Source organism: Nocardioides pantholopis (genome assembly GCF_003710085.1).
GTDB classification, from domain to species: domain Bacteria; phylum Actinomycetota; class Actinomycetes; order Propionibacteriales; family Nocardioidaceae; genus Nocardioides; species Nocardioides pantholopis.
This window is the reverse complement of sequence record NZ_CP033324.1, coordinates 2,293,252-2,318,381: the sequence shown is the minus strand read 5'-3', so window position 1 is coordinate 2,318,381 and position 25,130 is coordinate 2,293,252. Positions and strand designations below refer to the sequence as shown.

Sequence of the window (25,130 nt, the reverse complement as noted above, 5' to 3'; positions counted from 1 at the left end):
GCCCCCATCTCCTGCCCGACTGACTTCTTCCTCGTCCTGAGAGGTACTGGGCTCGATGTTCGCCTACATCATCAAGCGACTGCTCGCCGGAGTGGTCGTCATCATTCTCGTCTCGATGGCGATCTTCGCCCTGTTCTGGTACGGCCCCTCGAGCCCGGCCCGCCCGATCTGCCTGCAGGAGACCTCGAACCGCTGCACCCCCGAGCGCCTGGAGCGCTACGAGGAGCAGATGGGCTACAACAACAACATCGCCGCGGAGTACGGCGCCTACGTCAAGGGCGTCTTCACCGGCCGGGAGATGAATGTCGGCGGCACCACCATCGACTGCCCGGCCCCGTGCCTGGGCTTCTCGTTCCGCTCCCGTGGCCTGATCTGGGACGAGATGACCGAGCGACTGCCGGCCACCATCTCGCTCGCCGTCGGCGGCGCGGCGCTGTACCTCATCATCGGCATCCCCGTCGGCGTCGCCGCCGCCCGGCGGCGTGGAACCCTCGGCGACAAGATGCTGGTGACGAGCTTCCTGTTCATCAGCTCGGTGCCCTACTACCTGCTCGCCCTGCTCGCGTGGCTCTACGTCACGCTGATCTGGGACATCCCGATCCTCGGCTCCAGCGGCTACACGCCACTGCTGGAGAACCCGGCCAAGTGGTTCACCGGGCTCCTGCTGCCATGGCTGTGTCTGGGCATCTGGGGCAGTACGCAGTACACCCGCTACACCCGCGGTGCGATGGTCGAGACCCTGGGCGAGGACTACATCCGCACCGCCAAGGCCAAGGGGCTCAAGCCCAACACGGTCATCTACAAGCACGGCCTGCGCAGCGCGCTGGTGCCGGTCGTCACGATCTTCGGCATCGACCTCGGTCTGCTGCTGGCCGGCACCCTCTTCACCGAGCGGATCTTCGAGATCCAGGGCATCGGGCTGTGGGGTCTGCGTGGCGTCTACGCCCTCGACCTCCCGGTGGTGTCCGCCACCGCCTTGTTCACGGCGATCATCATGGTCAGCGCCAACCTCATCGTGGACATCGTCTACAGCGTGCTCGATCCGCGGGTGCGACTCTCGTGACCACCACCTCCGTCGAAAGGTCAGGCACCACCGTGTCCGACAGCGACCCGTTCCTCGTCGTCGAGGACCTCTCGGTCGAGTTCCCCACCCCCGCCGGTCCGCTGCGTGCGGTTAACGGCATCAGCTACTCGGTGTCGCTCGGTAAGACCCTCGGCATCGTCGGGGAGTCCGGCTCGGGCAAGTCCGTCTCGAGCATGGCAGTCCTCGGCCTGCACGACCCGGACCGCTCCACGATCGAGGGCTCAATCCGGGTGGGCGGCCAGGAGGTCGTCGGTCTCAACGAGCCGCAGATGCGCAAGCTGCGCGGCAACTCGGTGTCGATGATCTTCCAGGACGCCCTGGCCGCGCTGCACCCGTTCTACCGGGTCGGCGCCCAGCTCGCCGAGGCCTACCTGGTGCACCACCCGGACGCCTCCAAGCGCGACGCCCGCCGCAAGGCGATCTCGATGCTGGACCGGGTCGGGATCCCGCAGCCCGACCGCCGCGTCGACGACTACCCGCACCAGTTCTCCGGCGGCATGCGCCAGCGCGCGATGATCGCGATGGGCCTGATCAACGACCCCTCGCTGCTGATCGCCGACGAGCCCACCACGGCCCTCGACGTCACGGTCCAGGCACAAATCCTGGACCTGCTCCAGGACCTGCAGTCGGAGTTCAACTCGGCGGTCGTGCTGATCACCCACGACCTCGGCGTGATCGCCGAGATGGCGGACGACGTGCTGGTGATGTACGCCGGCCGCGCTGTCGAGTACGGCACCACCAAGCAGATCCTCACCCACCCGGCCATGCCCTACACCTGGGGCCTGCTCTCCAGCGTGCCCGACGTCGCCGGGGACACCACCGGGCGGCTGATCCCGATCCCGGGCAACCCGCCGAGCCTGCTCAGCCCGCCCTCGGGCTGCTCGTTCAACCCGCGCTGCGCCCACCAGGACAAGGTCCCCGGCGACCTGTGCACGACAGTCCTGCCGGACCTGCTGCCGGTGCGCCCGGGCGAGAGCCACCTCAAGCGCTGCCACCTGGCCGACCCCGAGGCGATCTACCGCAGCGAGGTGCTGCCCGAGATCGCCCCCAACCTCGTCGAGGAGACCCGATGACCGACGAGCCCGCAGCTCCGCTGCAGACGCCCCCCGCCGGCGAGGACCTGTTCCTCCAGGAGGCGCACGAGGCGCACCTGCCGACCCCGCTCGACCCCTCCGCCAAGCCGGTGCTGGAGATCGAGAACCTGCGCATGTACTTCCCGGTGAAGTCGGCCGGACTGGTCCGGCGCACCGTCGGCCACGTGCAGGCCGTCGACGGCCTGTCCTTCCAGGTCCCCGAGGGCGGCTCGCTGGGCCTGGTGGGGGAGTCCGGCTGCGGCAAGTCGACCACCGGTCGGCTGATCACCCGGCTCTACAAGCCCACCTCCGGCGCCATCCGGTTCCAGGGCAACGACATCTCCCAGCTCTCCAAGCGCCAGCTCAAGCCGGTGCGCCGAGACGTGCAGATGATCTTCCAGGACCCCTACACCTCGCTGAACCCTCGCCACACGGTCGGGTCGATCATCGCGGCGCCGCTGCTGGTCCACGGCGTGGTGCCGAAGAACCAGGTGCTGGGGCGGGTCCAGGAGCTGCTCGAGGTCGTCGGCCTGAACCCCGAGCACTACAACCGCTACCCGAACGAGTTCTCCGGCGGCCAGCGCCAGCGCGTCGGCATCGCCCGGGCGCTGACCCTGAACCCGAAGCTGCTGGTGGCCGACGAGCCGGTATCGGCGCTGGACGTCTCGATCCAGGCGCAGGTCATCAACCTGCTCCAGGACCTCCAGAAGGAGTTCGGGATCGCGTTCCTCTTCATCGCTCACGACCTGGCGGTGGTCCGGCACTTCTGCCCGGAGATCGCGGTGATGTACCTCGGCAAGATCGTCGAGATCGCCGACCGCGACACGCTCTACAACCGGCCCTACCACCCCTACAGCCAGGCGCTGCTCTCCGCGGTGCCCGACGTCAAGCAGGCAGCTGTCGGCGGACGCCGGGAGCGGATCAAGCTCGAGGGCGACGTGCCCTCGCCGGTCAACCCGCCCGCCGGGTGCCGGTTCAGTACCCGCTGCCCGTTCGCCCAGGAGATCTGCACCAAGGCGGAGCCGCCGCTGCTCCAGGTCGGTCCGCGCCACAAGGTCGCCTGCCACTTCCCGGGCGTCCTCGGCGACCACCCGGACCAGCCGGTCACCACCGGCCTGCTCGGCGTCGACGACCAGGGCAACCCCGACCCCGGCGCGAGCCCGGTCGAGGACCTCGGCACCGGCCCCGGCTACAACGACCACTGGTTCGACGTCGCGAGCAGGACCATGGTGCACGCCTGAGTGGGCCCTCGGCCGCCCGTCGGTAGACCTCAGTAGGCTGGGGACCGTGGACGGACTCTTCGAGGTGGGCCCGCCCACCGGGGGCGGGTCGCTGGCGGCGAACACGCACGCGTCGGCGCCGCTGGCCGTGCGGATGCGGCCGCGCACGCTCGACGAGCTGGTCGGCCAGGAGCAGCTGCGCGCCCCCGGTGCGCCGCTGCGCCAGCTGATCGAGAACGACCAGTCGATGTCGCTGCTGCTGTGGGGCCCGCCGGGCACCGGCAAGACCACGATCGCCTCGATCGTGAGCCAGCAGACCGACCGGCGCTTCGTCGAGGTCTCCGCGGTCTCGGCCGGGGTCAAGGAGGTCCGGGCCGCGATCGACGCGGCGCGGGCCCAGCTGGTGGCCACCGGCCGCGAGACAGTGCTCTTCGTCGACGAGGTGCACCGGTTCAGCAAGGCCCAGCAGGACGCGCTGCTCCCCGGGGTGGAGAACCGGTGGGTCACGCTGGTGGCCGCGACCACCGAGAACCCGTTCTTCTCGGTGATCTCCCCGCTGCTGTCCCGCAGCCTGCTGCTGCGCCTGGAGTCGCTGACCGACGACGGCGTCCGTGCGGTGATGGCGCAGGCGCTGGTCGACGAGCGCGGCCTCGGCGGCCGGTTCACCGTCGACGAGGACGCGCTGGAGCACCTGGTGCGGCTGGCCGGCGGTGACGCCCGGCGCTCGCTGACCTACCTGGAGGCCGCGACCGGCGCCGCGTCGAGCCGCGGCTCGGACGTGGTCGACCTGGCGACGGCCGAGACCGCTGTCGACCAGGCCGCAGTGCGCTACGACCGCCAGGGCGACCAGCACTACGACGTGACCAGCGCCTTCATCAAGTCCGTGCGCGGCTCCGACGCCGACGCGGCCCTGCACTACCTGGCCCGGATGATGGAGGCAGGGGAGGACCCCCGCTTCATCGCCCGGCGGCTGCTGATCCTGGCGTCGGAGGACATCGGCCTGGCTGACCCCGGCGCCCTGCAGACGGCAGTGGCCGCGGCCCAGACCGTCGCGCTGATCGGGATGCCCGAGGCCCAGCTCACGCTGGCCCACGCGACGATCGCGCTCGCGGTCGCCCCGAAGTCGAACGCCGTGACGACAGCGGTCGGCGCCGCCGTCGCCGACGTGCGAGCCGGCAAGATCGGGCCGGTGCCCGCCCACCTGCGCGACGCCCACTACGGCGGCGCGAAGAAGCTGGCCCACGGCAAGGGCTACAAGTACAGCCACGACGAGCCCTACGGGATCGCCGAGCAGCAGTACGCCCCGGACGTGGTCGCGGACGCCGAGTACTACCAGCCCACCGCGCTCGGCGCCGAGGCTGCCATCAAGGAGCGGTGGGAGCGGGTGCGCCGGATGATCCGCGGCACAGCCGGGGGCCGGGCCCGCGGCGGCGCCGGTCGCCCGCGATAGGGTCGGCCACCATGAACGAGCAGTGGACCGTGCCGATGTGGGCTGCCCTCGTGGCCCTCGCGGCGGTGGTCCTGCTGGCGGTGCTCCTGGCCGTCGTGCTGGCCCGCACCGCGGCCCGGTCGCGTGCGGAGACAACCGCCCTGCGCGAGCGCGTCGACGAGCTGGTGCGCGACCTCGCCGCGCGGCCGAGCGGGTCGCCGGCGGCAGCCGAGGCCCAGGAGTTCGTGATCACCGACCTCGCGGCGGACGGCTCGTCCCCGTCCAGCGACCCGGCACCGGTGCCGATGGTCGAGGGCCGGCTCTTCGCCGACCTGGTGCTGCGCGAGACGGTCCTGCGGACCGCCGCCACCGCCGCCGGCGTACGCCGGGCGCTCTCGCCGCAGGCCCGCAACCGGATCCGCTTCGAGATGCGCCGCGAGGTCAAGCGCTCGCGCAAGGCCCGCCGCGCCGAGGTCCGCGAGGCCCTCCAGTACTGGCGGTCCCGGCAGCGCACCGAGGACGCCGCGTGAGCCGGGGGCTGTGGTTCGTCGCGGGGGCCGGCGCCGGCGTCTACGCGATGATCCGCGGCCGCCGCGCCGCCGAGGTCCTGACCGTCGACGGGCTGCGGGACCGGGCGCACGGCCTGGCCGCGGGCGCCCGCGCCTTCCGCGAGGAGGTCGCCCAGGGCGCCGCCGAGGCGGAGGTCGACCTGCGGGCCCGGATGGGCCTGGTCCCACACGGCCGCCCGGAGCTGGCCGCGCCGCCTTCCCAGACCACCACCGAGAACCCCGGCATCGAGACCACCATCGAGACGGCCGCAGCAGAGCTAGAGAGAGGCACCACCTGATGGAGACCGCGGAGATCCGCCGGAGGTTCGTCGCCCACTTCGAGCGGCACGGCCACACCCCGGTCCCGTCGGCATCGCTGCTGCTCGACGACCCGAACCTGCTGTTCGTCAACGCCGGCATGGTGCCGTTCAAGCCTTACTTCCTGGGCCAGGAGACCGCGCCGTACTCGCGGGCGGTGAGCGTGCAGAAGTGCGTGCGCACCCTCGACATCGAGGAGGTCGGCAAGACCACCCGGCACGGCACGTTCTTCCAGATGTGCGGCAACTTCTCCTTCGGCGACTACTTCAAGGAGGGAGCGATCCGCTTCGCCTGGGAGCTGATCACCGGCTCGGTGGACGACGGCGGCCTCGGCTTCGACCCGGAGAAGATCTGGGTCACGGTGCTGCCCTCCGACACCGAGGCGCGCTCGCTGTGGAAGAGCATCGCCGGCCTGCCCGACGAGCGGATCCAGGACCGCGGGCTCAAGGACAACTACTGGAACATGGGCGTCCCCGGCCCCGGCGGCCCGTGCAGCGAGATCTACGTCGACCGCGGCCCGGAGTTCGGCCCCGATGGCGGCCCGGACGCCGACGAGGACCGCTACCTGGAGATCTGGAACCTGGTCTTCATGCAGGAGTCCCTCAGCGCGGTCCGCGCCAAGGACGACTTCGACGTCGAGGGTCCGCTGCCGGCGAAGAACATCGACACCGGCCTCGGCCTGGAGCGGGTCGCGTACCTGCTCCAGGGCAAGCAGAACATGTACGAAATCGACGAGGTCTTCCCGGTCATCGAGCGCGCCAGCGAGCTCACCGGCAAGACCTACGGCGCGAACGCCGAGGACGACGTGCGCTTCCGCGTGGTCGCCGACCACGTGCGCAGCGCGCTGATGCTGATCGGCGACGGCGTCACCCCCGGCAACGAGGGCCGCGGCTACGTGCTGCGCCGGCTGCTGCGCCGCGCGGTGCGCTCGATGCGTCTGCTGGGCTTCGAGGACCGGGCGCTGCCGGAGCTGCTGCCGGTGAGCATGAGCCGGATGAAGGTCTCCTACCCCGAGCTCGAGACCGGCTTCGGGCGGATCTCGCAGGTCGCGTACGCCGAGGAGGACGCGTTCCGCAAGACCCTGGCGGCCGGCACCCAGATCTTCGAGCAGGCCGCGAGCGAGGTCCGCTCCAGCGGGGCCGCCCGGCTCTCCGGCGCGAAGGCGTTCGCGCTGCACGACACCTACGGCTTCCCGATCGACCTGACCCTGGAGATGGCCTCCGAGGCCGGCCTCAGCGTCGACGAGGAGGGCTTCCGGGGCCTGATGGCCGAGCAGCGCGAGCGCGCCAAGGCCGACGCCCGGGCGAAGAAGGGCCAGCACGCCGACACCGGCGTCTACAAGGGCGTCCTCGACGAGCACGGGCCCACCGAGTGGCTGGCCTACGAGACCCTCGAGACCGAGTCCCGCGCCATCGCCCTGCTCAGCGGCGGCGCCCCGGCTCGGGCGCTCGCCGCCGGCGAGGTGGGCGAGCTGGTCCTCGACCGGACCCCGTTCTACGCCGAGTCCGGCGGCCAGGCCGCCGACGCCGGCACCATCGAGTTCGACGGCGGCCGGCTGGAGGTGCTCGACGTCCAGCGCCCGGTGCGCGGGCTGGTCGTGCACCAGGTGCGGGTCGTCGACGGCGAGTTCACCCCCGGCGCGGGCCTGCACGCCCGGGTCGACCCCGAGTGGCGCCTCGGCGCCCGCCAGGCGCACTCCGGCACCCACGTCGTGCACGCCGCGCTGCGCGAGGTGCTCGGCCCGAACGCCCTGCAGTCGGGCTCCTACAACCGGCCCGGCTACCTGCGCCTGGACTTCGGGTGGACCCAGGGCCTGGCGCCCGCGCAGCTGCACGACATCGAGCAGGTCTCCAACCAGGCGCTGCGCGCCGACCTGCCGGTCGGGTGGCAGTACATGACCCTGGCCGAGGCCAAGGAGTGGGGCGCGATCGCGCTGTTCGGGGAGACCTACGACGACTCGAAGGTGCGGGTCGTGGAGATCGGCGGCCCCTGGTCGCGCGAGCTCTGCGGCGGCACGCACGTCGACCACTCCTCCCAGATCGGCACCATCGTCGTCACCGGCGAGTCCTCGGTCGGCTCGGGCAACCGCCGCATCGAGGCCCTCACCGGCCTCGAGGGCTTCGCCTACCTGGCCCGGGAGCGCGACGTCGTCGGCCAGCTCACCGGCCTGCTGAAGACCCGGTCCGACGACCTCGTCGGCCGGGTCGGCGAGCTGGTCGAGCGGCTGCGCGGCGCGGAGAAGGAGATCGAGAAGGTCCGGCTCGCCCAGCTGCTCGCCGCCGGCGGCGGACTCGCCGCGGCGGCCGAGGACGTCGCCGGGGTCGCGCTGGTGGCGCACCGGGCCGACGGGGCGGCGGGCGGCGACGCCCGCACCCTCGCGATGGACGTCCGCGGCCGGCTGACCGGCGACCGCCCCGGGGTGGTCGTGGTGATCGGCGTGGCCGACGGCAAGGTCTCGGTCGTGGCGGCCGTCAACGACGCCGCCCGGGCCCGGGGCCTGAGCGCGAACGACCTGGTCCGCGCGGTCGGGCCGCTCGTGGGCGGCAAGGGCGGCGGCAAGGCCGACGTCGCGCAGGGCGGCGGCACCGACGCCTCCCGCGTCGACGAGGCCCTGGCGCTGGTCCGGGCCGAGGTCGGCCGCGTCGCCGGACAGGGCTGAGACGTTGCGGCCCGGCGTACGGCTCGGCATCGACCCCGGGGACGCCCGGATCGGGGTCGCGCGCAGCGACCCGTCCGGCTTCCTCGCGACGCCGGTGGAGACCGTGCGCCGCGGCCGGGGCGACCTGGCCCGGATCGGCCGGATCCTCGCGGAGATCGCGGAGAGCTCCGAGGTGGTCGAGGTCGTCGTCGGGCTGCCCCGCTCGCTCTCCGGCGGAGAGGGGCCGGCGGCGTCGAAGGTCCGCGAGTTCGCGGCAGCGCTGGCCCGCCGGGTGGCTCCGGTCCCGGTGCGCCTGGTCGACGAGCGGCTCAGCACCGTGTCCGCGGAGGCTATGCTGCGCGATCGTGGCCGCAAGGGGACCGCACGGCGCGCCGTGGTGGACCAGGCCGCGGCGGTGCTGATCCTTCAGCACGCACTGGACACCGAGCGCGCGACCGGAACCGCGCCCGGTGAGACTGTCGAGGAGACGGCATGACCGAGTCGCAGCAGAACGACCGGCTCGAGGAGCCGCCGGCGGACGAGCCGGAACCCGACGAGGGTCCGGCGTACGTGCCGGGCGGACGGCGCCGTCGGCGCCGCAGCCGCCTGCCGGGCTGCCTGGTGGCGCTGCTGGTGCTGGCCGTCGTGGCCGGCGGCCTCTACTGGGGCGTGAACCGGGGCATCGACGCGATCCAGGACCAGTTCGGCGAGCCCGAGGACTACCCGGGTCCCGGCTCCGGCAGCGTGGCCTTCGAGGTCGTGCCCGGCGACAGCGTCACCCAGATGGGCCGCAACCTCAAGGAGGCCGGCGTCGTCGCCTCGGTCGACGCCTTCACCGCCGCGGCGGCCGACAACCCCGAGTCCACCGCGATCCAGGCCGGCTTCTTCACGCTGCGCAAGAAGATGGCCGCCGCCGAGGTCGTCGAGGTGCTCGTCGACCCCGCGAACGTGATGACCACGTCCGTCACCGTCCCCGAGGGCCTGCGCCTCAGCGACGTCGTGGGCGTGCTCGCCGAGAGCACCGACTTCAGCCGAGCGGCCTTCGAGAAGGCGCTCGCCAAGCCCGAGGAGCTCGGGCTGCCCGACTATGCCGGCGGCAACGCCGAGGGCTACCTGTTCCCCGCGACGTACGCGTTCGGCCCGAACGAGAAGCCGCTGGGCATGCTCCAGCAGATGGTGAGCCGCTGGCGGCAGGCCGCGGACAGCGCCGACCTCGAGGGCGCCGCGAAGCGGCTGGGCTACACCCCGCACGAGCTGATGACCATCGCCAGCCTCGTGGAGGCGGAGGGCCGCGGCGACGACATGCCGAAGATCGCCCGGGTCATCTACAACCGGCTGGAGAACCCCGGCACCGCCGGGACCATCGGCAAGCTGCAGATCGACGCGACAGTCAACTACGCCGCCGGCAACAAGCTCGGCGCGGTCCCGACCCTCGACGACCTCGAGCTGGACTCGCCGTACAACACCTACCTCAACGCCGGGCTCCCGCCCGGCCCGATCGAGGCACCCGGCGACGCGGCGATCGCGGCGGCGGCGGCTCCGGCCGCGGGGGACTGGTACTACTACGTGACAGTCAACCTGGCCACCGGCGAGACCAAGTTCGCCGAGACCCCGGAGCAGTTCACGACGTACAAGAACGAGCTGCGGGAGTACTGCGCCACCGAGTCCGAGGGCGCCTGCTGATCGCGATGCGCTGCGCCGTCCTGGGGGACCCGGTCGCCCACTCCCTCTCCCCGGTGCTGCACCGGGCCGGGTACGACGCGGCCGGGCTGGACTGGTCCTACGAGGCGCGCCGGGTGCCGGCCGGCGGCCTCGCGGCCTTCGTCGGCGGCCTGGACGGGCAGTGGCGCGGCCTCTCGGTCACCGCGCCGCTCAAGCGCGAGGTCCTCGAGGTGGCCGGCACGGTCACCGACCGGGCCCGGCTCGCGGGCGCCGCGAACACGCTGGTCCTCGGGGGTGCGGAGATCCTGGCCGACAACACCGACCTGCCCGGCGCCGTCGCGGCGGTCCGCGAGCGGTACGACGGCCCGGTGAGCGCGGCGACCGTGCTCGGCGCCGGGGCGACCGCAGCCTCGACCGGGCTGGCGCTGGTCGAGCTCGGCGCCCGGACGGTGCGGGTCCTGGCCCGCTCGGCGGCGCGCGCCGCCGAGACCGTCGCCGCGATCGAGCGGCACCCCGCCGCGCCGCGCGTCGTGGTCGGCGACCTCGCCAGCGACCAGGTGGTCGGCGAGGTCGTGGTCTCGACGATCCCGGCGTCCGCCCAGGGCTCCGACCTGGTCGCCCGGTGCGCGCCGGCGGCGGTGCTCTTCGAGGTGCTCTACGAGCCGTGGCCCACGCCGTTCGCGCGGTCCGCGGGGTCGCGGCCGCTGGTCGGCGGCCTGGACCTGCTGGTCCACCAGGCCGCCCTGCAGTTCGAGCTGTTCACCGGCCAGGCGGCGCCGCTGGCGACGATGCGGGCCGCGGGGGAGCAGGCGCTGGTGGAGCGGGCCGGGGGATGAGCCCGGCCGCGGTCATCGCTGCTGTGGTCTGTGCCCAGCTGTGTTGCGCCGCGGGGCTGCTGCTGCCGGCCCTGGTCGCCCGGATCCCGGAGCCCGGTGACGCGGGGCCGGACAAGGAGCCGTACGCCGTGGTCGCGGCCGGTCCGCTGCGCCGGTGGGGGCCCGACTGGTGCGCGGGCGCCGGCGCGGTGGTGGGGTTCTCGATCGGCTGGGACCCGGTGCTGGTCGGCCTGGTCCCGCTGGTGCCGATCGGGGTGGCCCTGGCCGTGGTGGACTGGCGCACCCGGCTGCTGCCGCGGGCGCTGGTGCTGCCCGCGACCGCGGTGGCGCTCGCGCTGGCCGTCCTCGACGCCGTGCTCACCGGGAACCCCGACGACCTGGTCCGCGGCCTGGCCGGGTTGGTCCTGGCGCGCACGTCGTTCTGGCTGCTGTGGTGGGTGCACTCGGCCGGCCTCGGCTTCGGCGACGTCCGGCTGGCCGCGTTGCTCGGGCTGGTGCTCGGATACCTCGGCTGGGCCGAGCTCCTCGTCGGCCTGTACGCCGGCTTCGTGCTGCTCGGCGTCCCGGGTCTGGTCCTCGCCGTGGTGCGCCGCGACCGCGGCCTGCTGCGCACGGCGTACCCGTTCGGGCCGTTCCTGCTGCTCGGCGCCCTGGTCGGCATCGCCGTCGGTCCGGCCCTCGCGGGTCTCGCGACGGGGTGACCCCGCCGGCGGCCCGACCGGCTCGTGGGAGACTGCCGCCATGCTGCGTTGGCTCACTGCGGGCGAGTCCCATGGCCCGTCCCTGGTCGCTGTCCTCGAAGGGCTTCCGGCCCATGTCGCGATCACCACCGAGGAGGTCGCGGAGTCCCTGGCCCGCCGCCGGCTCGGCTACGGCCGCGGCGCCCGGATGAAGTTCGAGCAGGACGAGGTCACCTTCACCGGCGGCGTGCGGCACGGCCGCACCCAGGGCGGCCCGGTGGCGGTGATCGTCGGCAACACCGAGTGGCCCAAGTGGGACAAGGTGATGGCGGCCGACCCCGTCGACCCGGTGGAGCTGGAGGGGGCCGCGCGCAACGCCCCGCTGACCCGGCCCCGGCCCGGCCACGCCGACCTCGCCGGCATGCAGAAGTACGCCTTCGACGACGCCCGGCCGATCCTGGAGCGGGCCTCCGCCCGGGAGACCGCCGCCCGCGTGGCGCTGGGCCGGGTGGCGAGCAACTTCCTGGAGCAGGCAGTCGGCGCCCGGGTGATGTCCCACGTCGTGGAGCTCGGCGGCGTGCCCGCCCCGGCCGGCCTGTGGCCCGAGGCCGACGACGAGGGCGTCGTCGAGCGCCTCGACGCCGACCCGGTGCGCTGCCTGGACCCGGAGGCCAGCGCCGCGATGGTCGCCCGCATCGACCAGGCCCACAAGGACGGCGACACCCTCGGCGGCGTCGTCGAGGTCGTCGTGCACGGCCTGCCGCCGGGCCTCGGCTCGCACGTGCACTGGGACCGGCGCCTGGACTCCCGGCTGGCCGGGGCCCTGATGGGCATCCAGGCCATCAAGGGCGTCGAGGTCGGCGACGGCTTCGCGCTCGCCGCGACGCCCGGCTCCCTGGCCCACGACGAGATCCTCCCGACCGGTGCCGGGCTGCGCCGCGCCAGCGGCCGGGCCGGCGGCACCGAGGGCGGCATGACCACCGGCGAGGTGCTGCGGGTCCGGGCCGCGATGAAGCCGATCGCGACAGTCCCGCGCGCCCTGCGCACCGTCGACCTCGCCACCGGCGAGGAGACCGTCGCCCACCACCAGCGCTCGGACGTGTGCGCGGTGCCCGCCGCCGGCATCGTCGCCGAGGCGATGGTGGCCCTGGTCGTGGCCGACGCCGTGCTGGAGAAGTTCGGCGGCGACTCGCTGAGCGAGACCCGGCGCAACGTCGAGTCCTACCTCGACACGCTGCGCTACCGGTGACCGGCGCGGCGGTGGGCCCCCGGGTGGTCCTGGTCGGTCCGATGGGGGCCGGCAAGACCACTGTCGCCGAGGTGCTGGCCAGCCGGTGGGGAGTGACGGCGCGGGACACCGACGCCGACATCGAGGCCGCCGAGGGCCGCCCGATCAGCGACATCTTCGTCGACTCCGGCGAGGCGCACTTCCGCGAGCTCGAGCGGGCCGCGGTCGCGGACGCGCTTGCCGGCCACGACGGCGTCCTCGCCCTGGGTGGGGGAGCGGTGCTCGACCCGGGCACCCGCGAGCTGCTCGCCGGGCACCCGGTGGTGTTCCTGCGGGTCGGGCTGTCCGAGGCGGTCAAGCGGGTCGGGCTCGGCGCCTCGCGGCCGCTGCTGCTCGGCAACGTCCGCGGCCGGGTCAAGCAGCTGCTCGACGAGCGCACGCCGGTCTACGAGTCCGTCGCCACGCTCGTCGTCGACACCGACGGCCGGTCCCCCGAGGACGTGGCCGAGGAGATCAGGAAGGCCCTGCCATGAGTGAGTCCGAGACCATCCTCCACGTCGGCGGCGCCGCGCCGTACGACGTCGTCGTCGGCCACGACCTGGTCGGCCGGCTGCCCGCGATCCTGGGCCCGGACGTCCAGCGGGTCGCGCTGCTGTACGCCGGCCAGCTCGGGTCGCTCGCCGAGCGGGTCGTCGACGCGCTGATCGACGACTACGAGGTGCTCGCCCTGGGGCTGCCCGAGGGCGAGGCGGCCAAGACCGCCGCGGTCGCCGACGACTGCTGGGAGGCGCTGGGGGAGAAGAGCTTCACCCGCTCCGACGTCGTCATCACCTTCGGCGGCGGCGCGACCACCGACCTGGGCGGCTTCGTGGCCGCCTGCTGGCTGCGCGGGGTCCGGGTCGTGCACGTCCCGACCACGCTGCTGGCGATGGTCGACGCCGCGGTCGGCGGCAAGACCGGGATCAACACCGGCGCCGGGAAGAACCTGGTCGGGGCCTTCCACGAGCCCGCCGCCGTGCTGTGCGACCTGGCCACGCTGCGGACCCTGCCGCGCGCGGAGCTGGTCGCCGGGCTGGGCGAGGTCGTCAAGTGCGGCTTCATCGCCGACCCGGTGATCCTGGACCTCGTGGAGTCCGTCGACCCGGCCACGCTCGACGCCGACTCGCCGGTGCTGCGCGAGCTGGTCGAGCGCGCGATCCGGGTCAAGATCGACGTCGTCGTCGACGACCTGCGCGAGACCGGGGGCCGTGACGGCCACCCCGGTCGCGAGGCGCTCAACTACGGGCACACGCTGGCGCACGCGATCGAGCGCGCGTCGGGCTACGAGATCCGGCACGGCGAGGCCGTGGCGATCGGGTGCGTCTACGTCGCGGAGCTCGCGCACCGCGCCGGCCGGATCCCCGCGGAGCTCGTCGAGCGGCACCGGACGGCCTTCGGGCGGGTCGGGCTGCCGACGACGTACGACGCGGCGCCGTTCGAGGAGCTGCACGCGACGATGAGGGTCGACAAGAAGGCCCGCGGCTCGCAGCTGCGGTTCGTGGTCCTCGATGGCGTCGGGCAGCCGTCGATCCTCTCCGGGCCGTCGGAGGCGGACCTGCGCGCGGCGTACGCCGCGATCGGGGGCGCGGCATGAGGGTCCTGGTCCTCAACGGCCCGAACCTCGGCCGGCTCGGCCGCCGGCAGCCGGAGATCTACGGCACCACGACCCACGGCGAGCTCGCCGAGCTGTGCGTCGGCTGGGGCCGCGACCTCGGCCTCGAGGTCGAGGTCCGCCAGACCAACCACGAGGGCGAGCTGCTGGACTGGCTCAACGCTGCCGCCGACGACGCGACGCCGGTGGTGCTGAACGCCGCTGCCTGGACGCACTACTCGTGGGCGATCTACGACGCCTGCGCCCAGCTCACCGCCCCGCTGGTCGAGGTGCACCTCTCCGACCCGCGCCAGCGCCCGGAGGAGTTCCGCCACACCTCCGTCGTCACGCCGTACGCCGTCGAGGTGATCGCCGGCCTCGGCGTGGACGGCTACCGCCGGGCACTCGAGGTCCTCGCCCGCGGCTGAGGCCGGTCCGCCGGGCCGTTGCAGTGGCCGTTGTCGTGGGCCCGCCCCGGCCCCGCCCACGACAACGGCCCCGGACCATCAGGTCCGGGGCCGTACGAAGTCGTCGGGGTGGTTGGTCAGCGATCCTCGGGCGCACCGGCCGTCGGCGACAGCTTGTGCGTCTCGTCGATCACGTTGACGGCGATCTCCTTCAGCTTCTCACCGTGCTCGCGAGCGTGGTGGGCGCAGAAGAGGAGCTCACCGCCGGTCTGGAGCTCCACACGGAGGTAGGCCTGGGCTCCGCAACGGTCGCAGCGGTCCGCTGCGGTGAGCGGAGAGCTCGGGGCAACTGCAGTGGTCACATCGGCCTCATTTCTTCTCAGTCGGTGTCTTCCTCAACGTAGCGGCGGGGTTCAAGATTCCCGACGGCACGTGGTGCCCGACACGTCTCCATCCAACCATGGTGGGCCCGTCCGCGGAGACGGATGGTCCAGACCCCGAACACCCGGTGCTCGGAGCCGGGACGTTCCGGCCGGTTTCGGACTACTGCGTTCGTGCGGTTGCTGCTGGGGAAGAGGTTCCCAACCTAGTCCGGCGCCATGCCTGCTCGCTGCAGCGTGCCTGCCTCGGCGACCGGCGTGTCGCGGGTAGATTCGGAGGCGTTCCATCCATGCAGCTGGCACCGGGAGCCCCACGATCGCCGACAACACCTACAACGCCGCCCACCTGCTGGTCCTCGAGGGCCTCGAGGCGGTCCGCAAGCGACCGGGGATGTACATCGGCTCGACCGACACCCGCGGTCTCATGCACTGCCTGTGGGAGATCATCGACAACGGCGTCGACGAGGCCCTCGGCGGGCACGCCGGGCGCGTCGAGGTCACGCTGCACCCGGACGGCTCGGCCGAGGTCCACGACGACGGCCGCGGCATCCCCACCGACAAGGAGCCCAAGACCGGGCTCCCCGGCGTCGAGGTGGTGGCCACCAAGCTGCACGCCGGCGGCAAGTTCGGTGGCGGCTCCTACGTCGCCACCGGCGGCCTGCACGGCGTGGGCCTCTCGGTGGTCAACGCGCTCTCGACCCGGATGGACATCGACGTGGAGCGCTCCCCGGCGGTCCAGGGGATCTCGTTTCGCCGCGGCACCCCCGGCGTGTTCGGCACCGACGGCCCCGACGCCGACTTCGAGCCCCGCTCCGGGCTGACCCGCAAGGGCGGCCGGGTGGCCAAGGGCCGCGCCGGCACCCGGATCCGGTTCTGGCCGGACCGGCAGATCTTCACCCGCGAGGCCGCCTTCGTCTACGACGAGCTGGTCACCCGCGCCCGCCAGACGTCGTTCATCGTGCCGGGCCTGGAGTTGGTCATCCGCGACCTGCGCGGCCCGGAGCTGGTCGAGGAGAAGTTCCGCCACGACGGCGGCATCAGCGAGTTCACCGAGTTCCTCGCCAGCGACGAGCCGGTCACCGAGGTGCTGCGCCTGCAGGGCATGGACACCTTCACCGAGACCGTGCCGCTGCTCGACGACAAGGGGCACATGACCCCCAGGAGGTCGAGCGCGAGCTGCACGTGGACGTGGCGGTGCGCTGGGGGACCGGGTACGACACCGAGGTCCGCTCGTTCGTCAACGTGATCGCCACCCCCAAGGGCGGCACCCACGTCAGCGGCTTCGAGCAGGCGGTGACCCGCACCTTCAACGACGCGATGAAGGCGGCCAAGGTGCTCAAGGCCAACGACGACGACGTCCTCAAGGACGACGTCCTCGAGGGCATGACGGCTGTCGTCACGGTCCGGCTCGCCGAGCCCCAGTTCGAGGGCCAGACCAAGGAGATCCTCGGCACCCCCGCCGCGCGGACCGTCGTACGCCGGATCGTGGCGCGCGAGCTCAAGGAGTTCCTGACCTCGACCAAGCGCGCCGAGAAGGCCCAGGCCAAGCTGGTCATGGAGAAGGTCGTCGGCGCGGCCAAGACGCGCATTGCCGCCCGCCAGCACAAGGAGACCCAGCGCCGCAAGAACGCGCTGGAGTCCTCGGCGCTGCCGGCGAAGCTCAACGACTGCCGCTCCACCGACAACGAGCGCACCGAGCTGTTCATCGTGGAGGGCGACTCCGCGCTCGGCACCGCCAAGTTCGCCCGCAACTCCGAGTTCCAGGCGCTGCTGCCGATCCGCGGCAAGATCCTCAACGTGCAGAAGGCCTCGGTCGGCGACATGCTGAAGAACGCCGAGTGCGCCTCGATCATCCAGGTCGTCGGCGCCGGGTCGGGACGGACCTTCGACCTGGACGCGCGTCGCTACGGCCGGATCATCTTCATGGCCGACGCCGACTCCGACGGCGCCCACATCCGCTGCCTGCTCGCGACGCTGTTCTTCAAGTACATGCCCGAGCTGGTCGCGGACGGCCGGGTCTACTCCGCGGTCCCGCCGCTGCACCGCATCGAGCTGTCCAACCCCAAGAAGGGGATGGACAAGTACATCTACACCTACTCCGACGACGAGCTGCAGCGCAAGCTCGCCGAGCTGAAGAAGAAGAACGTGCGCTGGAAGGACCCGGTGCAGCGCTACAAGGGCCTCGGCGAGATGGACGCCGACCAGCTGGCCGAGACGACGATGGACCCCCGCCGCCGCACGCTGCGCCGGATCACCGTGGACGACGCGGACGCAGCCACCCGGGTCTTCGAGCTGCTGATGGGCTCCGAGGTCGCCCCGCGCAAGGAGTTCATCGTCCAGGGCGCCTACGAGGTCGACGTGGAGGCGCTGGACGCCTGACCGGGGTCGGTGGTGGGGCCGGGTCGCGTTACATGGCCACGCCGGGGCTGGCGCCCGCGCAGGAGCTGACCGTGCGGGTGCTCGACGACGCGGGCGAGCTCGCAGCGGGGCTCAGCGGCTGGACCTGGGGGATCGCGGCCGGCATCGCGATGACCTGGGTACGCGAGGAGAGCCGGGGTGCCGGCGTCGGCGCGCGGCTGCTGGCGGACTTCGAGGACGAGGCACGCCGTCGGGGCTGCACCCACGTGTTCGTCACGTCGTTCACGTTCCAGGCGCCGGGCTTCTACGAGCGGCACGGCTACCGCGAGCTGTTCCGGTGGGACGGCGTGCCGAGCGCCGGCGCCGCCGACGTGCACCTGCGCAAGGAGCTGTGAGGCACCACCCGGTCCTGCGGCACTCCTCTAGGTTTGATCCGTCGTCCCCGTCCAACCACAGGCGGGCCCGTTCCTCGATGCCGCGGAGGTGTCCGGATGTCGCGTCTGGAGATCGAGACAGGGGACGCGACGCGCGCCCGCAATGTCGGTGTGCGGGCAGCGCCCGGCCGGGCCCGCAGCGGGTCCTCTGCGCTCCTGGCGAGCGGGGTCCTCGTGCTCGCGCTCACGACGTCGTGCGGCGGCCACTCCGGCGACGAGACCGGCGCCGGGAACTCACCCGGCCCGTCGGCGACGCAGGAGCCACTGCCTTCTCGGTCGCCGTCGCCATCCTCGACGACGCCCGGTGCTGCTGATCAGCAGACGCACAAGCGATCCGGCCCGTACGACCTGGTGCTCGAGGCCGCCTCGGTGGTGGAGCACGAGGGTCATGACCGGATCGTGCTGAGGTTCGCGGGCGCCGGCAGCCCCGGCTGGGCCGCACGGTTCGTCGACGAGGCGGTGCAGGACGGAAGCGGCGAGGTGGTCGAGCTCGACGGCGACGCGGTCCTCCAGCTCGACATCTCCGGAACTCCGACGAGACGCAACGGTCCGGTTCGCAAGGAGCTCGGAGGGGGCGTTGCCGATCTGCACACAGCCGGCGTGTTCGAAGGCATGACCCAGGTCTTCATCGGGCTCCGGGGCGGCCGCACTCCGTTCCGGGTCTCTGCACTCAGCTCGCCGTCGCGCCTGGTCGTCGACCTCGGGTGACCGCGCAGCGGCGGGCCGGGAACCGCTCGCCCGCGCGCGGCGTCCAACGGGGCGACAGTCCGGGAGGACCCATGAGACGCCCGTTCGCAGCGCTCGCGCTGCTGCTCACCGTCGCGGCCTGCTCGCCTGCCGCCGGACCCGGCGAGGGACGGCCCGCCGAGGCGGAGGGCACCCCCGTCGGTCGGGCCGCACCGCCTCGAGCCGCGGAGGGCCTGCGCCTCGTCGGCGTCGGCCGGGTCGCGGTCTCGGTGCCCGAGCGATGGGTGCTGGCGCCCTCCCGCTATGGGAGCGGGGCCGCCGCGCTCCGCCTGCAGGAGCCTGGACGCGCACCGGCTGCGTCCTGTGGCACGGTCGCCTCGCTGACCGTCCTCGACAGCGACTCCGCGCTGGGTCGTGCGCTGAGCGGCTATCCGCTCGCCGACCGGGTCATCGGCGGCGTGCAGGTCCGCGTCGGCGACTCCTGCCTTCCCACCGCCGCGTGCATCCACCCCCGCGGGCTGGTCGTGGCGATCCCGGCGGAGCGGACCGCGCTGCTGGTCTCCGCCGGCGACGGCTCGCACCGCCGGGCTATGCGGGTCGCAGGCTCGCTGCGCCGGCTGCCCGAGGGCTACACCGCGGTGCCCTTCGTCGAGTACGGCGCGTCCGTGCGGGCGGCGACGAGGACGCTGAGCCGGGCCGGCCTGGTGGCCACCTCGCCAGACGTCGACTTCCCGCACTACGCCATCGGCACCGACCCGGCTGCCGGCACCGTCGTCGGCGTCGGGGAGCAGGTGGCGGTCCGGATCGGCGACGGGTGAGCCCACCGGCCGGGCTTGTAACGCGACGTTCGCACCTCTAGGCGCCCGCTGCAGCAGGCGCCTAGAACTGCGAACGTCGCGTTACAAGGCCCCGGGAGCCCGCAGCCTGCGAGCCCCGCAGCGAGCCGGCGCCCCGCCCTCCGGGCTCAGACCAGCTGGTCGAGCAGGCCGCTGTCGACGTCGTAGAGGAACCCGCCGACCTTGACGCTCTCGGGCACCAGCGGGTGGCTCAGCACCCGGCGCACGTCCATCTCCAGCGCCTTGCGCTGGTCGGAGACGACGTGGAAGTGGTGCCAACTGGCGTCGGTGCCGGCGAGCTCGGAGATCTTGGCGGCGATCTCGGCCTCGGTGTTCGACGCCACCGCGCAGCGGGTGTGGGGGACCACGAGGACCCGCTGGACGTTGAGCAGGTGCACCGCGAGCACGATGGCCTCGAGGGCCGCCTCGGTGATCCGGCCGCCGGGGTTGCGGAAGATCTTGGCGTCGCCGGGCTTCAGCCCCAGCATCCCCAGCGGGTCGATCCGGGAGTCCATGCAGGTCACGATCGCGACGCCCGCCTGGGCGATGCCGTCGAACCCGCCGTAGCGGAAGTCCCGGGCGAAGTCGGCGTTGGCAGCGAGGAGATCGTCGAAGTCAGCCACGACGGGGACGGTAGCGGATCCTCACCCGGCGGCGCGGAGCAGGTCGCCGGTCGAGAGGGCCCGGGTCTCGGCGCCGCGGAAGAGCACCAGCGCCAGACCGGCCGCGACCACCGCGCACAGGGCCGCGCCGAGGAAGACGGTCTGCTCCTGGGCGACCCCGGCGTCGCGCAGCAGGTCGGAGAACGCCGGGCACCGGCTCTTGCCGTCGCAGACCTCGCGCACCGACGGCAGGTCGTCCTGCTCGGCGTAGTAGGCCCGCAGGCCGATCGTGGTGAGCACCGAGATCCCGACCAGCATCCCGACCATCCGTGCCACCACGACCAGCGCGCTGGCCACGCCGTGGACGACGTGCTCGGTGCTGGCCAGCACGGCGGCGTTGACCGGGGCGAGTGCGAGCCCGAAGCCCAGGCCGGTCAGCACCAGCGGCAGGTTCGAGGACAGGTGCTCGAGCGCGTCGGCCTCCCACGTGCTCATCCATCCGAATCCGACGGCCGCCAGCACCATGCCGCCGGCGGTGATCAGGCCGGCGCTGTAGCGCCGGGTCAGGTAGCCGCCCACGACCGCGCCGATCGGGAGCGCGACGAGGAACCGCACCAGCACCAGCGCCGCCAGCAGCTGGGAGTCGCGGTGCACGGTGGACCGGGCGAACAGCGGGATGTCGATCAGGGCGGCGATCAGGCAGGCGCCGACGAAGAAGCTCACCAGCACCCCGCCCCACGCCGGCGTACGCCGCAGCGCGCCGCGCGGCACGATCGGGGACTCGGACCGGCGCACGTGGATGACGAACGCCGCGGTCGCGAGCGCGGCGCCCAGGAGGTACCAGCCGCCCTGGTCGGAGAAGACCTCGACCTCCGGGTCGGCGGTCGCGAACGCCAGGATCACCCCGCCCAGGGCGGCGGCCAGGAACAGTGCGCCGACCAGGTCGGCCTCGCGGGAGCTGCGCGCCCAGCCGCGGACGTCGACCAGCGGACGGGCGGCGGTGAGCCAGCGCAGCAGCAGCAGCGCTGCCGCGCCGAGGGCGACCAGCCCGACCGGGGTGAGCCAGCGGCCCTGGGCCACGACCGGGATGAACAGCTGGCCCCAGGTGAGGTCGCGCATCAGCTGCGCGGGCTGGAGGAAGACCAGGGCGCTGGCCGCGGTGAGGACCAGGAGCAGCAGGATCCCGGGCCAGTCCAGGCCGGCCATCCGACCGCGGCCGGGGTCCGGCGGGTCGCCGTCCGCGGGGGCGGTGCGGGCCAGGGCCCGGACCGCCAGCGCCAGCACGACGCCCACCACCAGGTTGACGGCGAAGATGACCCGCCAGTCGTCGGCGAGCGCCATCACGACCGCCCCGAACAGCGGGCCCAGGACGCTGCCGATCTCCTGGACCGCCGAGACCACGCCCAGCGGCACGCCGCGGCGGTCGGCGGGGTAGAGGTCCGCGACCAGCGCGAGCGTCGCGGGGACCAGCCCGCCGCCGCCCACGCCCTGCAGGAACCGGCCGCCGACCATGCTGGTCATGTCGTAGGACAGCGTCGTGACCAGCGAGCCGACCGCGAACAGCACGAGCGCGGCCACCAGCACCGGCACCCGCCCGCGCAGGTCCGCGATCCGCCCGATCAGCGGCAGCATCGCGATGTACCCGAGCAGGAAGCCCGAGACGATCGGCGCGGCCCGCTGGAGCTCCTCGGGGGAGACGCCGACCGACGTGCTCATCTCCGGCAGCACCAGGACGACGACGTAGGTGTCGGCGGCGGCGAAGGCGACCGCGACCGAGGCGAGCGCCAGCAGCAGCCGCGGGCTGGCGCTCACGGGGCGGTGATCTCCTGCGCCGTGCCGTAGTCGTCGAAGCCGATCGTGTAGGTCATCTCCTCGCTGTCGGGGTAGAAGACCCCGGTCAGCACGACCTCACGCAGCTCCTCCCCGTCGGCGACGGTGTAGACGACGTCGAAGTCGCCGCTGGCGGTGGGAATGACGTTCTTGACCGTGTCGCCGGCGACGGTGCCGGTGTACTCGGTGAGCACCTCGCGGTTGTCGGCGCCACCGCGGACCTGCTCGCCCTGCTCGAGGTCGTCGGTGGCGGGCAGCAGCGAGGTGAAGCCGTCCTCGGGGCTCATCAGCGTCGCGGGGTCCGGGGCGCCGTACTCCTGCGGGTCGATGTCGTCCCAGCCGGGCACCAGCGGCAGCTGGGCGTAGACCTTGCCGTCGACCGCGACGACGGGGACCTGCGGCTCCATCCCGGCGTAGGAGACCTTGATGGTGCCCTCGAAGGCAGGCGCGTGGGTGCCGACGCCGTCGGCGGAGAGCAGGCCCGTGACGCCGTCCGGCAGCTCGTCGGTGCTCAGCGAGATCTGCACGCCCTCGGTGTCGTCGAAGGTCTGCTTGGCCTGCTCCAGCACCGCGGCGGGGTCCTGGTCACCCTCGCCGTCCCCCGAGCCCTCGTCGTCGCTGCAGGCGCCGAGCGCGAGCGTGGTGGCCACGGCGAGCGCGAGCGCGGTGGTACGGCGGACCTGGGTGCGGGTGCGGCTGGGCATGAGCGTCAGCCTTCCACACCGCCGGTGTCGCCGACCGGGGAACCCAGCCGCGCCGAGACCGGGCCGGCGCAGGCCACGATCGGCTGGCTGCCGGGCACCCCGGACCCGTCCCGGCGCCCGGTCGGGGCGGGCAGCTCGACCGGCGCGCCGCTCGCCGCGGCGGCCCGGGCGGGGCCGGGACCGGCCCAGGCGAAGACCAGCGCGTCCTCGCCCTTGAGGAAGCGGTGGCAGCGCACGCCGCCGGTCGCGCGGCCCTTGGCGGGGTACTCCGAGAACGGTGCGACCTTCACCGCGCCCGGCTCGGTGCCGGGCAGCGCGGTCGAGGAGCCCGAGGCGGTGACCACGACCGCGTCGTCGGGGTCGAAGGCGCCGAAGAAGACGACCCGGTCCTTGGCGCCGAGGCGGATGCCGGCGATGCCGCCGCCGGAGCGGCCCTGCGGACGGACGGCGTCGGCGGAGAAGTGCAGCAGCTGGCTCTCGGCGCTGACGAAGCAGAGCGTCTCGGTGCCGGTGACCAGCTCGCAGGCGCCCACGACCTCGTCGCCGTCGGCCAGCCGCACGACCTCCCACTCGTCGCGGTTGAGGACCTCGGGGTTGACCCGCTTCACCACGCCCTGGCGGGTGCCGAGCGCGAGGCCCGGCCCGTCGGCGGCGAGCGTGCACAGCGCCAGGGCGCGCTCGCCCGGCTCCAGCGTGAGCATCTCCGCGACCGGAAGGCCGCCCTGGAGGTTCGGGTCGTTGGCCGACGCCGGCAGCGCGGGCAGGTCCAGGACCCCGAGCCGCAGCAGCCGGCCGCGGGAGGTGAGCACGCCGATCTCGCCGCGCACGGTGGTGCGGACCGCGGAGACGACCACGTCGTGGTTGGTGCGGCCGCCGCCGGACCCGACCGGCTCGTCGCTGCCGGTGCGGGCCAGCAGCCCCCCGGAGGACAGGAACGCGAAGCACGGGTCGTCGGCGACCTCCAGCGGCACCGCGGACGCCGTGACCGCCGTACCGGCCGACTCCAGCAGCACCGTGCGGCGCGGGGTGCCGTAGGTCTTGGCGACCTCGGCGAGCTCGTCGGAGACCACCGTGCGCAGCAGCGAGTCGTCGCCGAGGATCGCGTCGAGCTCCTCGATGGTGCGGCGCAGCTCCTCGGCCTCCTTGTCCAGCTCGATGCGGGAGAACTTCGTGAGCCGGCGCAGCTGCATGTCGAGGATGTAGGTCGCCTGGGCCTCGGAGAGGTCGAAGACCGTCATCAGCCGCTCGCGGGCGATCTCGGAGTTCTCACTCGAGCGGATCAGCGCGATCACCTCGTCGATGTCGAGGATCGCGACCAGCAGGCCCTCGACCAGGTGCAGGCGGTCGGCGGCCTTGGCGCGCCGGAACGTGGAGCGCCGCCGGACCACGTCGTAGCGGTGGTCGAGGAAGACCTGGAGCAGCTCCTTGAGCCCCATCGTGCGCGGCTGGCCGTCGACGAGCGCCACGTTGTTGATGCCGAAGGAGTCCTCCAGCGGCGTCTGCCGGTACAGCTGCTCGAGCAGCGCCTCGGGATGGAAGCCGTTCTTCACCTCGATCACCAGCCGCAGCCCGTTCTCGCGGTCGGTGAGGTCCTTGAGGTCGGAGATGCCCTGGAGCTTCTTGCCCTGCACCAGTGTCTTGATCCGCTCCACGATCTTCTCGGTGCCCACGCCGTAGGGCAGCTCGGTGATCACGATGCCCTTGCGGCGCCCGATCGTCTCGACCCGGGCGGTCGCCCGCATCTTGAAGCTGCCGCGGCCGGTCTCGTAGGCGTCCCGGATCCCGTCGAGCCCGACGATCTTGCCGCCGGTGGGCAGGTCCGGGCCCGGGATGAACCGCATCAGGTCCTCCAGGGTGGCCGCCGGCTTCTTGATCAGGTGCCGCAGCGCCTGGACCACCTCGACCAGGTTGTGCGGAGCCATGTTGGTGGCCATGCCGACCGCGATGCCGGTGGTGCCGTTGACCACGAGGTTGGGGATCGCGGCGGGCAGCACCGCCGGCTCGTACTCCCGGCTGTCGTAGTTGGGCTTGAAGTCGACGGTGTCCTCGTCGATGGAGGCAGTCATCGCCGCCGCCGCGGGCGCCATCCGGGCCTCGGTGTAGCGCATGGCGGCGGGGGAGTCGTCGGGCGAGCCGAAGTTGCCGTGCCCGTCGATCATCGGCAGCCGCATCGTCCAGGTCTGCGCCATCCGGACCATCGCGTCGTAGATCGCGCTGTCGCCGTGCGGGTGCAGCCGGCCCATCACCTCGCCGACGACGCGGGCGCTCTTGACGTGGCCGCGGTCGGGGCGCAGCCCCATCTCGTTCATCGTGTAGAGGATCCGCCGCTGCACCGGCTTCAGGCCGTCGCGGGCGTCGGGCAGGGCCCGGGAGTAGATGACCGAGTAGGCGTACTCCAGGAACGAGGTCTCCATCTCGTTCTTGATGTCGGTGTCGAGGATGTGCTCCTCGAAGTCGTCCGGGAGCTCAGGGGTCTTGGTACGCCGGGCCATGCCCTCATTGTCTCCGGCCACCGAGACGATCGGCACGGGGCACGCCGAGCGGCG

At 73.0% G+C, this 25,130-nt stretch carries 23 protein-coding genes and 1 pseudogene; 19 read left to right on the top strand and 5 right to left on the bottom strand.

Annotated features, from left to right (window positions below):
- The first annotated feature begins 55 nt into the window (after window positions 1–55).
- Genes EBO35_RS11125 through EBO35_RS11055 form a run of 15 tightly spaced genes read left to right on the top strand, consistent with a single transcriptional unit; the run spans window position 56 to window position 14,774 of the window.
- Complete coding sequence (locus EBO35_RS11125; protein ID WP_122817769.1) at window positions 56–1,063, top strand: ABC transporter permease; 1,008 nt, start codon at window positions 56–58, stop codon at window positions 1,061–1,063.
- Entirely contained in the window at window positions 1,060–2,157 is a 1,098-nt protein-coding gene (locus EBO35_RS11120; RefSeq protein ID WP_241153659.1) for an ABC transporter ATP-binding protein, read from the top strand. The genes EBO35_RS11125 and EBO35_RS11120 overlap by 4 nt, the downstream gene beginning before the upstream one ends.
- On the top strand, window positions 2,154–3,398 hold the full coding sequence (locus EBO35_RS11115; RefSeq protein ID WP_122817767.1) for an ABC transporter ATP-binding protein: 1,245 nt from the start codon (window positions 2,154–2,156) through the stop codon (window positions 3,396–3,398). The genes EBO35_RS11120 and EBO35_RS11115 overlap by 4 nt, the downstream gene beginning before the upstream one ends.
- A gap of 46 nt (window positions 3,399–3,444) precedes the next feature.
- Entirely contained in the window at window positions 3,445–4,827 is a 1,383-nt protein-coding gene (locus EBO35_RS11110) for a replication-associated recombination protein A (protein ID WP_241153658.1), read from the top strand.
- A gap of 11 nt (window positions 4,828–4,838) precedes the next feature.
- Window positions 4,839–5,336 carry a hypothetical protein gene (locus tag EBO35_RS11105; protein WP_122817766.1) on the top strand — a complete coding sequence of 166 codons (498 nt, stop codon included), beginning with the start codon at window positions 4,839–4,841 and terminating at the stop codon, window positions 5,334–5,336.
- The gene (locus EBO35_RS19745; protein ID WP_206422538.1) at window positions 5,333–5,653 is read left to right on the top strand and encodes a DUF6167 family protein; all 321 of its coding nucleotides are present in this window, start codon (window positions 5,333–5,335) and stop codon (window positions 5,651–5,653) included. The genes EBO35_RS11105 and EBO35_RS19745 overlap by 4 nt, the downstream gene beginning before the upstream one ends.
- Window positions 5,653–8,331, top strand: a complete 2,679-nt coding sequence (gene alaS / locus EBO35_RS11095; RefSeq protein WP_122817765.1) for an alanine--tRNA ligase — start codon at window positions 5,653–5,655, stop codon at window positions 8,329–8,331. Before EBO35_RS19745 ends, alaS begins: the two co-directional genes overlap by 1 nt.
- Before the next feature lie 4 nt (window positions 8,332–8,335).
- Window positions 8,336–8,806, top strand: coding sequence for a Holliday junction resolvase RuvX (gene ruvX / locus EBO35_RS11090; protein ID WP_122817764.1), 471 nt, complete (start codon window positions 8,336–8,338; stop codon window positions 8,804–8,806).
- The gene (gene mltG, locus EBO35_RS11085) at window positions 8,803–9,993 is read left to right on the top strand and encodes an endolytic transglycosylase MltG (RefSeq protein ID WP_122817763.1); all 1,191 of its coding nucleotides are present in this window, start codon (window positions 8,803–8,805) and stop codon (window positions 9,991–9,993) included. The genes ruvX and mltG overlap by 4 nt, the downstream gene beginning before the upstream one ends.
- Before the next feature lie 5 nt (window positions 9,994–9,998).
- Window positions 9,999–10,808, top strand: coding sequence for a shikimate dehydrogenase (locus EBO35_RS11080; RefSeq protein WP_206422537.1), 810 nt, complete (start codon window positions 9,999–10,001; stop codon window positions 10,806–10,808).
- A complete protein-coding gene (locus tag EBO35_RS11075) occupies window positions 10,805–11,509 on the top strand; it encodes a prepilin peptidase (protein ID WP_122817762.1) in 705 nt (234 codons plus the stop codon). The genes EBO35_RS11080 and EBO35_RS11075 overlap by 4 nt, the downstream gene beginning before the upstream one ends.
- Before the next feature lie 40 nt (window positions 11,510–11,549).
- Window positions 11,550–12,737, top strand: a complete 1,188-nt coding sequence (aroC, locus tag EBO35_RS11070; RefSeq protein ID WP_122817761.1) for a chorismate synthase — start codon at window positions 11,550–11,552, stop codon at window positions 12,735–12,737.
- Window positions 12,734–13,249 (top strand): shikimate kinase, encoded by a 516-nt coding sequence (locus tag EBO35_RS11065; RefSeq protein ID WP_241153657.1) that lies wholly within the window; start codon window positions 12,734–12,736, stop codon window positions 13,247–13,249. Before aroC ends, EBO35_RS11065 begins: the two co-directional genes overlap by 4 nt.
- Window positions 13,246–14,349, top strand: coding sequence for a 3-dehydroquinate synthase (gene aroB, locus EBO35_RS11060; protein ID WP_122817760.1), 1,104 nt, complete (start codon window positions 13,246–13,248; stop codon window positions 14,347–14,349). The genes EBO35_RS11065 and aroB overlap by 4 nt, the downstream gene beginning before the upstream one ends.
- Window positions 14,346–14,774 carry a type II 3-dehydroquinate dehydratase gene (locus EBO35_RS11055; protein ID WP_122817759.1) on the top strand — a complete coding sequence of 143 codons (429 nt, stop codon included), beginning with the start codon at window positions 14,346–14,348 and terminating at the stop codon, window positions 14,772–14,774. Before aroB ends, EBO35_RS11055 begins: the two co-directional genes overlap by 4 nt.
- A gap of 116 nt (window positions 14,775–14,890) precedes the next feature.
- Here the strand turns inward: EBO35_RS11055 and EBO35_RS11050 are convergent, their stop codons facing one another.
- Window positions 14,891–15,115 carry a DUF7455 domain-containing protein gene (locus EBO35_RS11050; protein WP_122817758.1) on the bottom strand — a complete coding sequence of 75 codons (225 nt, stop codon included), beginning with the start codon at window positions 15,113–15,115 and terminating at the stop codon, window positions 14,891–14,893.
- A gap of 409 nt (window positions 15,116–15,524) precedes the next feature.
- On the opposite strand from EBO35_RS11050, the pseudogene EBO35_RS11045 reads away from it, so the two are divergent.
- The 4 genes and pseudogenes from EBO35_RS11045 to EBO35_RS11030 all read left to right on the top strand — a co-directional run bounded on the left by EBO35_RS11045 (window position 15,525) and on the right by EBO35_RS11030 (window position 19,430).
- Window positions 15,525–17,512 (top strand): annotated as a pseudogene (locus EBO35_RS11045) (DNA gyrase/topoisomerase IV subunit B).
- A 32-nt stretch (window positions 17,513–17,544) separates the two neighbouring features.
- Entirely contained in the window at window positions 17,545–17,886 is a 342-nt protein-coding gene (locus EBO35_RS11040) for a GNAT family N-acetyltransferase (RefSeq protein WP_122817757.1), read from the top strand.
- A gap of 96 nt (window positions 17,887–17,982) precedes the next feature.
- On the top strand, window positions 17,983–18,633 hold the full coding sequence (locus EBO35_RS19470; RefSeq protein ID WP_164477921.1) for an AMIN-like domain-containing (lipo)protein: 651 nt from the start codon (window positions 17,983–17,985) through the stop codon (window positions 18,631–18,633).
- Between the two features lie 71 nt (window positions 18,634–18,704).
- Complete coding sequence (locus tag EBO35_RS11030; RefSeq protein WP_122817755.1) at window positions 18,705–19,430, top strand: PASTA domain-containing protein; 726 nt, start codon at window positions 18,705–18,707, stop codon at window positions 19,428–19,430.
- Between the two features lie 146 nt (window positions 19,431–19,576).
- Here EBO35_RS11030 and EBO35_RS11025 read toward each other — a convergent pair whose 3' ends face one another.
- The 4 genes from EBO35_RS11025 to EBO35_RS11010 are packed head-to-tail and all read right to left on the bottom strand — an operon-like array spanning window position 19,577 to window position 25,076.
- A complete protein-coding gene (locus EBO35_RS11025; protein WP_122817754.1) occupies window positions 19,577–20,071 on the bottom strand; it encodes a beta-class carbonic anhydrase in 495 nt (164 codons plus the stop codon).
- 21 nt (window positions 20,072–20,092) lie between these two features.
- Window positions 20,093–21,862, bottom strand: a complete 1,770-nt coding sequence (locus EBO35_RS11020) for an MFS transporter (RefSeq protein ID WP_122817753.1) — start codon at window positions 21,860–21,862, stop codon at window positions 20,093–20,095.
- Window positions 21,859–22,584 (bottom strand): LppX_LprAFG lipoprotein, encoded by a 726-nt coding sequence (locus tag EBO35_RS11015; protein WP_122817752.1) that lies wholly within the window; start codon window positions 22,582–22,584, stop codon window positions 21,859–21,861. Before EBO35_RS11015 ends, EBO35_RS11020 begins: the two co-directional genes overlap by 4 nt.
- A 5-nt stretch (window positions 22,585–22,589) precedes the next feature.
- Window positions 22,590–25,076 (bottom strand): DNA gyrase/topoisomerase IV subunit A, encoded by a 2,487-nt coding sequence (locus EBO35_RS11010; RefSeq protein WP_122817751.1) that lies wholly within the window; start codon window positions 25,074–25,076, stop codon window positions 22,590–22,592.
- Window positions 25,077–25,130: the final 54 nt, after the last annotated feature.

Excerpts from the sequence above, each read along its gene's own strand:
- EBO35_RS11125 (WP_122817769.1), top strand. The coding sequence starts at position 56 with ATGTTCGCCTACATCATCAAGCGACTGCTCGCCGGAGTGGTCGTCATC.
- EBO35_RS11115 (WP_122817767.1), top strand. The coding sequence starts at position 2,154 with ATGACCGACGAGCCCGCAGCTCCGCTGCAGACGCCCCCCGCCGGCGAG.
- EBO35_RS11105 (WP_122817766.1), top strand. The coding sequence starts at position 4,839 with ATGAACGAGCAGTGGACCGTGCCGATGTGGGCTGCCCTCGTGGCCCTC.
- alaS (WP_122817765.1), top strand. The coding sequence starts at position 5,653 with ATGGAGACCGCGGAGATCCGCCGGAGGTTCGTCGCCCACTTCGAGCGG.
- mltG (WP_122817763.1), top strand. The coding sequence starts at position 8,803 with ATGACCGAGTCGCAGCAGAACGACCGGCTCGAGGAGCCGCCGGCGGAC.
- EBO35_RS11080 (WP_206422537.1), top strand. The coding sequence starts at position 9,999 with ATGCGCTGCGCCGTCCTGGGGGACCCGGTCGCCCACTCCCTCTCCCCG.
- EBO35_RS11075 (WP_122817762.1), top strand. The coding sequence starts at position 10,805 with ATGAGCCCGGCCGCGGTCATCGCTGCTGTGGTCTGTGCCCAGCTGTGT.
- aroC (WP_122817761.1), top strand. The coding sequence starts at position 11,550 with ATGCTGCGTTGGCTCACTGCGGGCGAGTCCCATGGCCCGTCCCTGGTC.
- aroB (WP_122817760.1), top strand. The coding sequence starts at position 13,246 with ATGAGTGAGTCCGAGACCATCCTCCACGTCGGCGGCGCCGCGCCGTAC.
- EBO35_RS11055 (WP_122817759.1), top strand. The coding sequence starts at position 14,346 with ATGAGGGTCCTGGTCCTCAACGGCCCGAACCTCGGCCGGCTCGGCCGC.
- EBO35_RS11040 (WP_122817757.1), top strand. The coding sequence starts at position 17,545 with ATGGCCACGCCGGGGCTGGCGCCCGCGCAGGAGCTGACCGTGCGGGTG.
- EBO35_RS19470 (WP_164477921.1), top strand. The coding sequence starts at position 17,983 with ATGTCGCGTCTGGAGATCGAGACAGGGGACGCGACGCGCGCCCGCAAT.
- EBO35_RS11030 (WP_122817755.1), top strand. The coding sequence starts at position 18,705 with ATGAGACGCCCGTTCGCAGCGCTCGCGCTGCTGCTCACCGTCGCGGCC.
- EBO35_RS11015 (WP_122817752.1), bottom strand. The coding sequence starts at position 22,584 with ATGCCCAGCCGCACCCGCACCCAGGTCCGCCGTACCACCGCGCTCGCG.
- EBO35_RS11010 (WP_122817751.1), bottom strand. The coding sequence starts at position 25,076 with ATGGCCCGGCGTACCAAGACCCCTGAGCTCCCGGACGACTTCGAGGAG.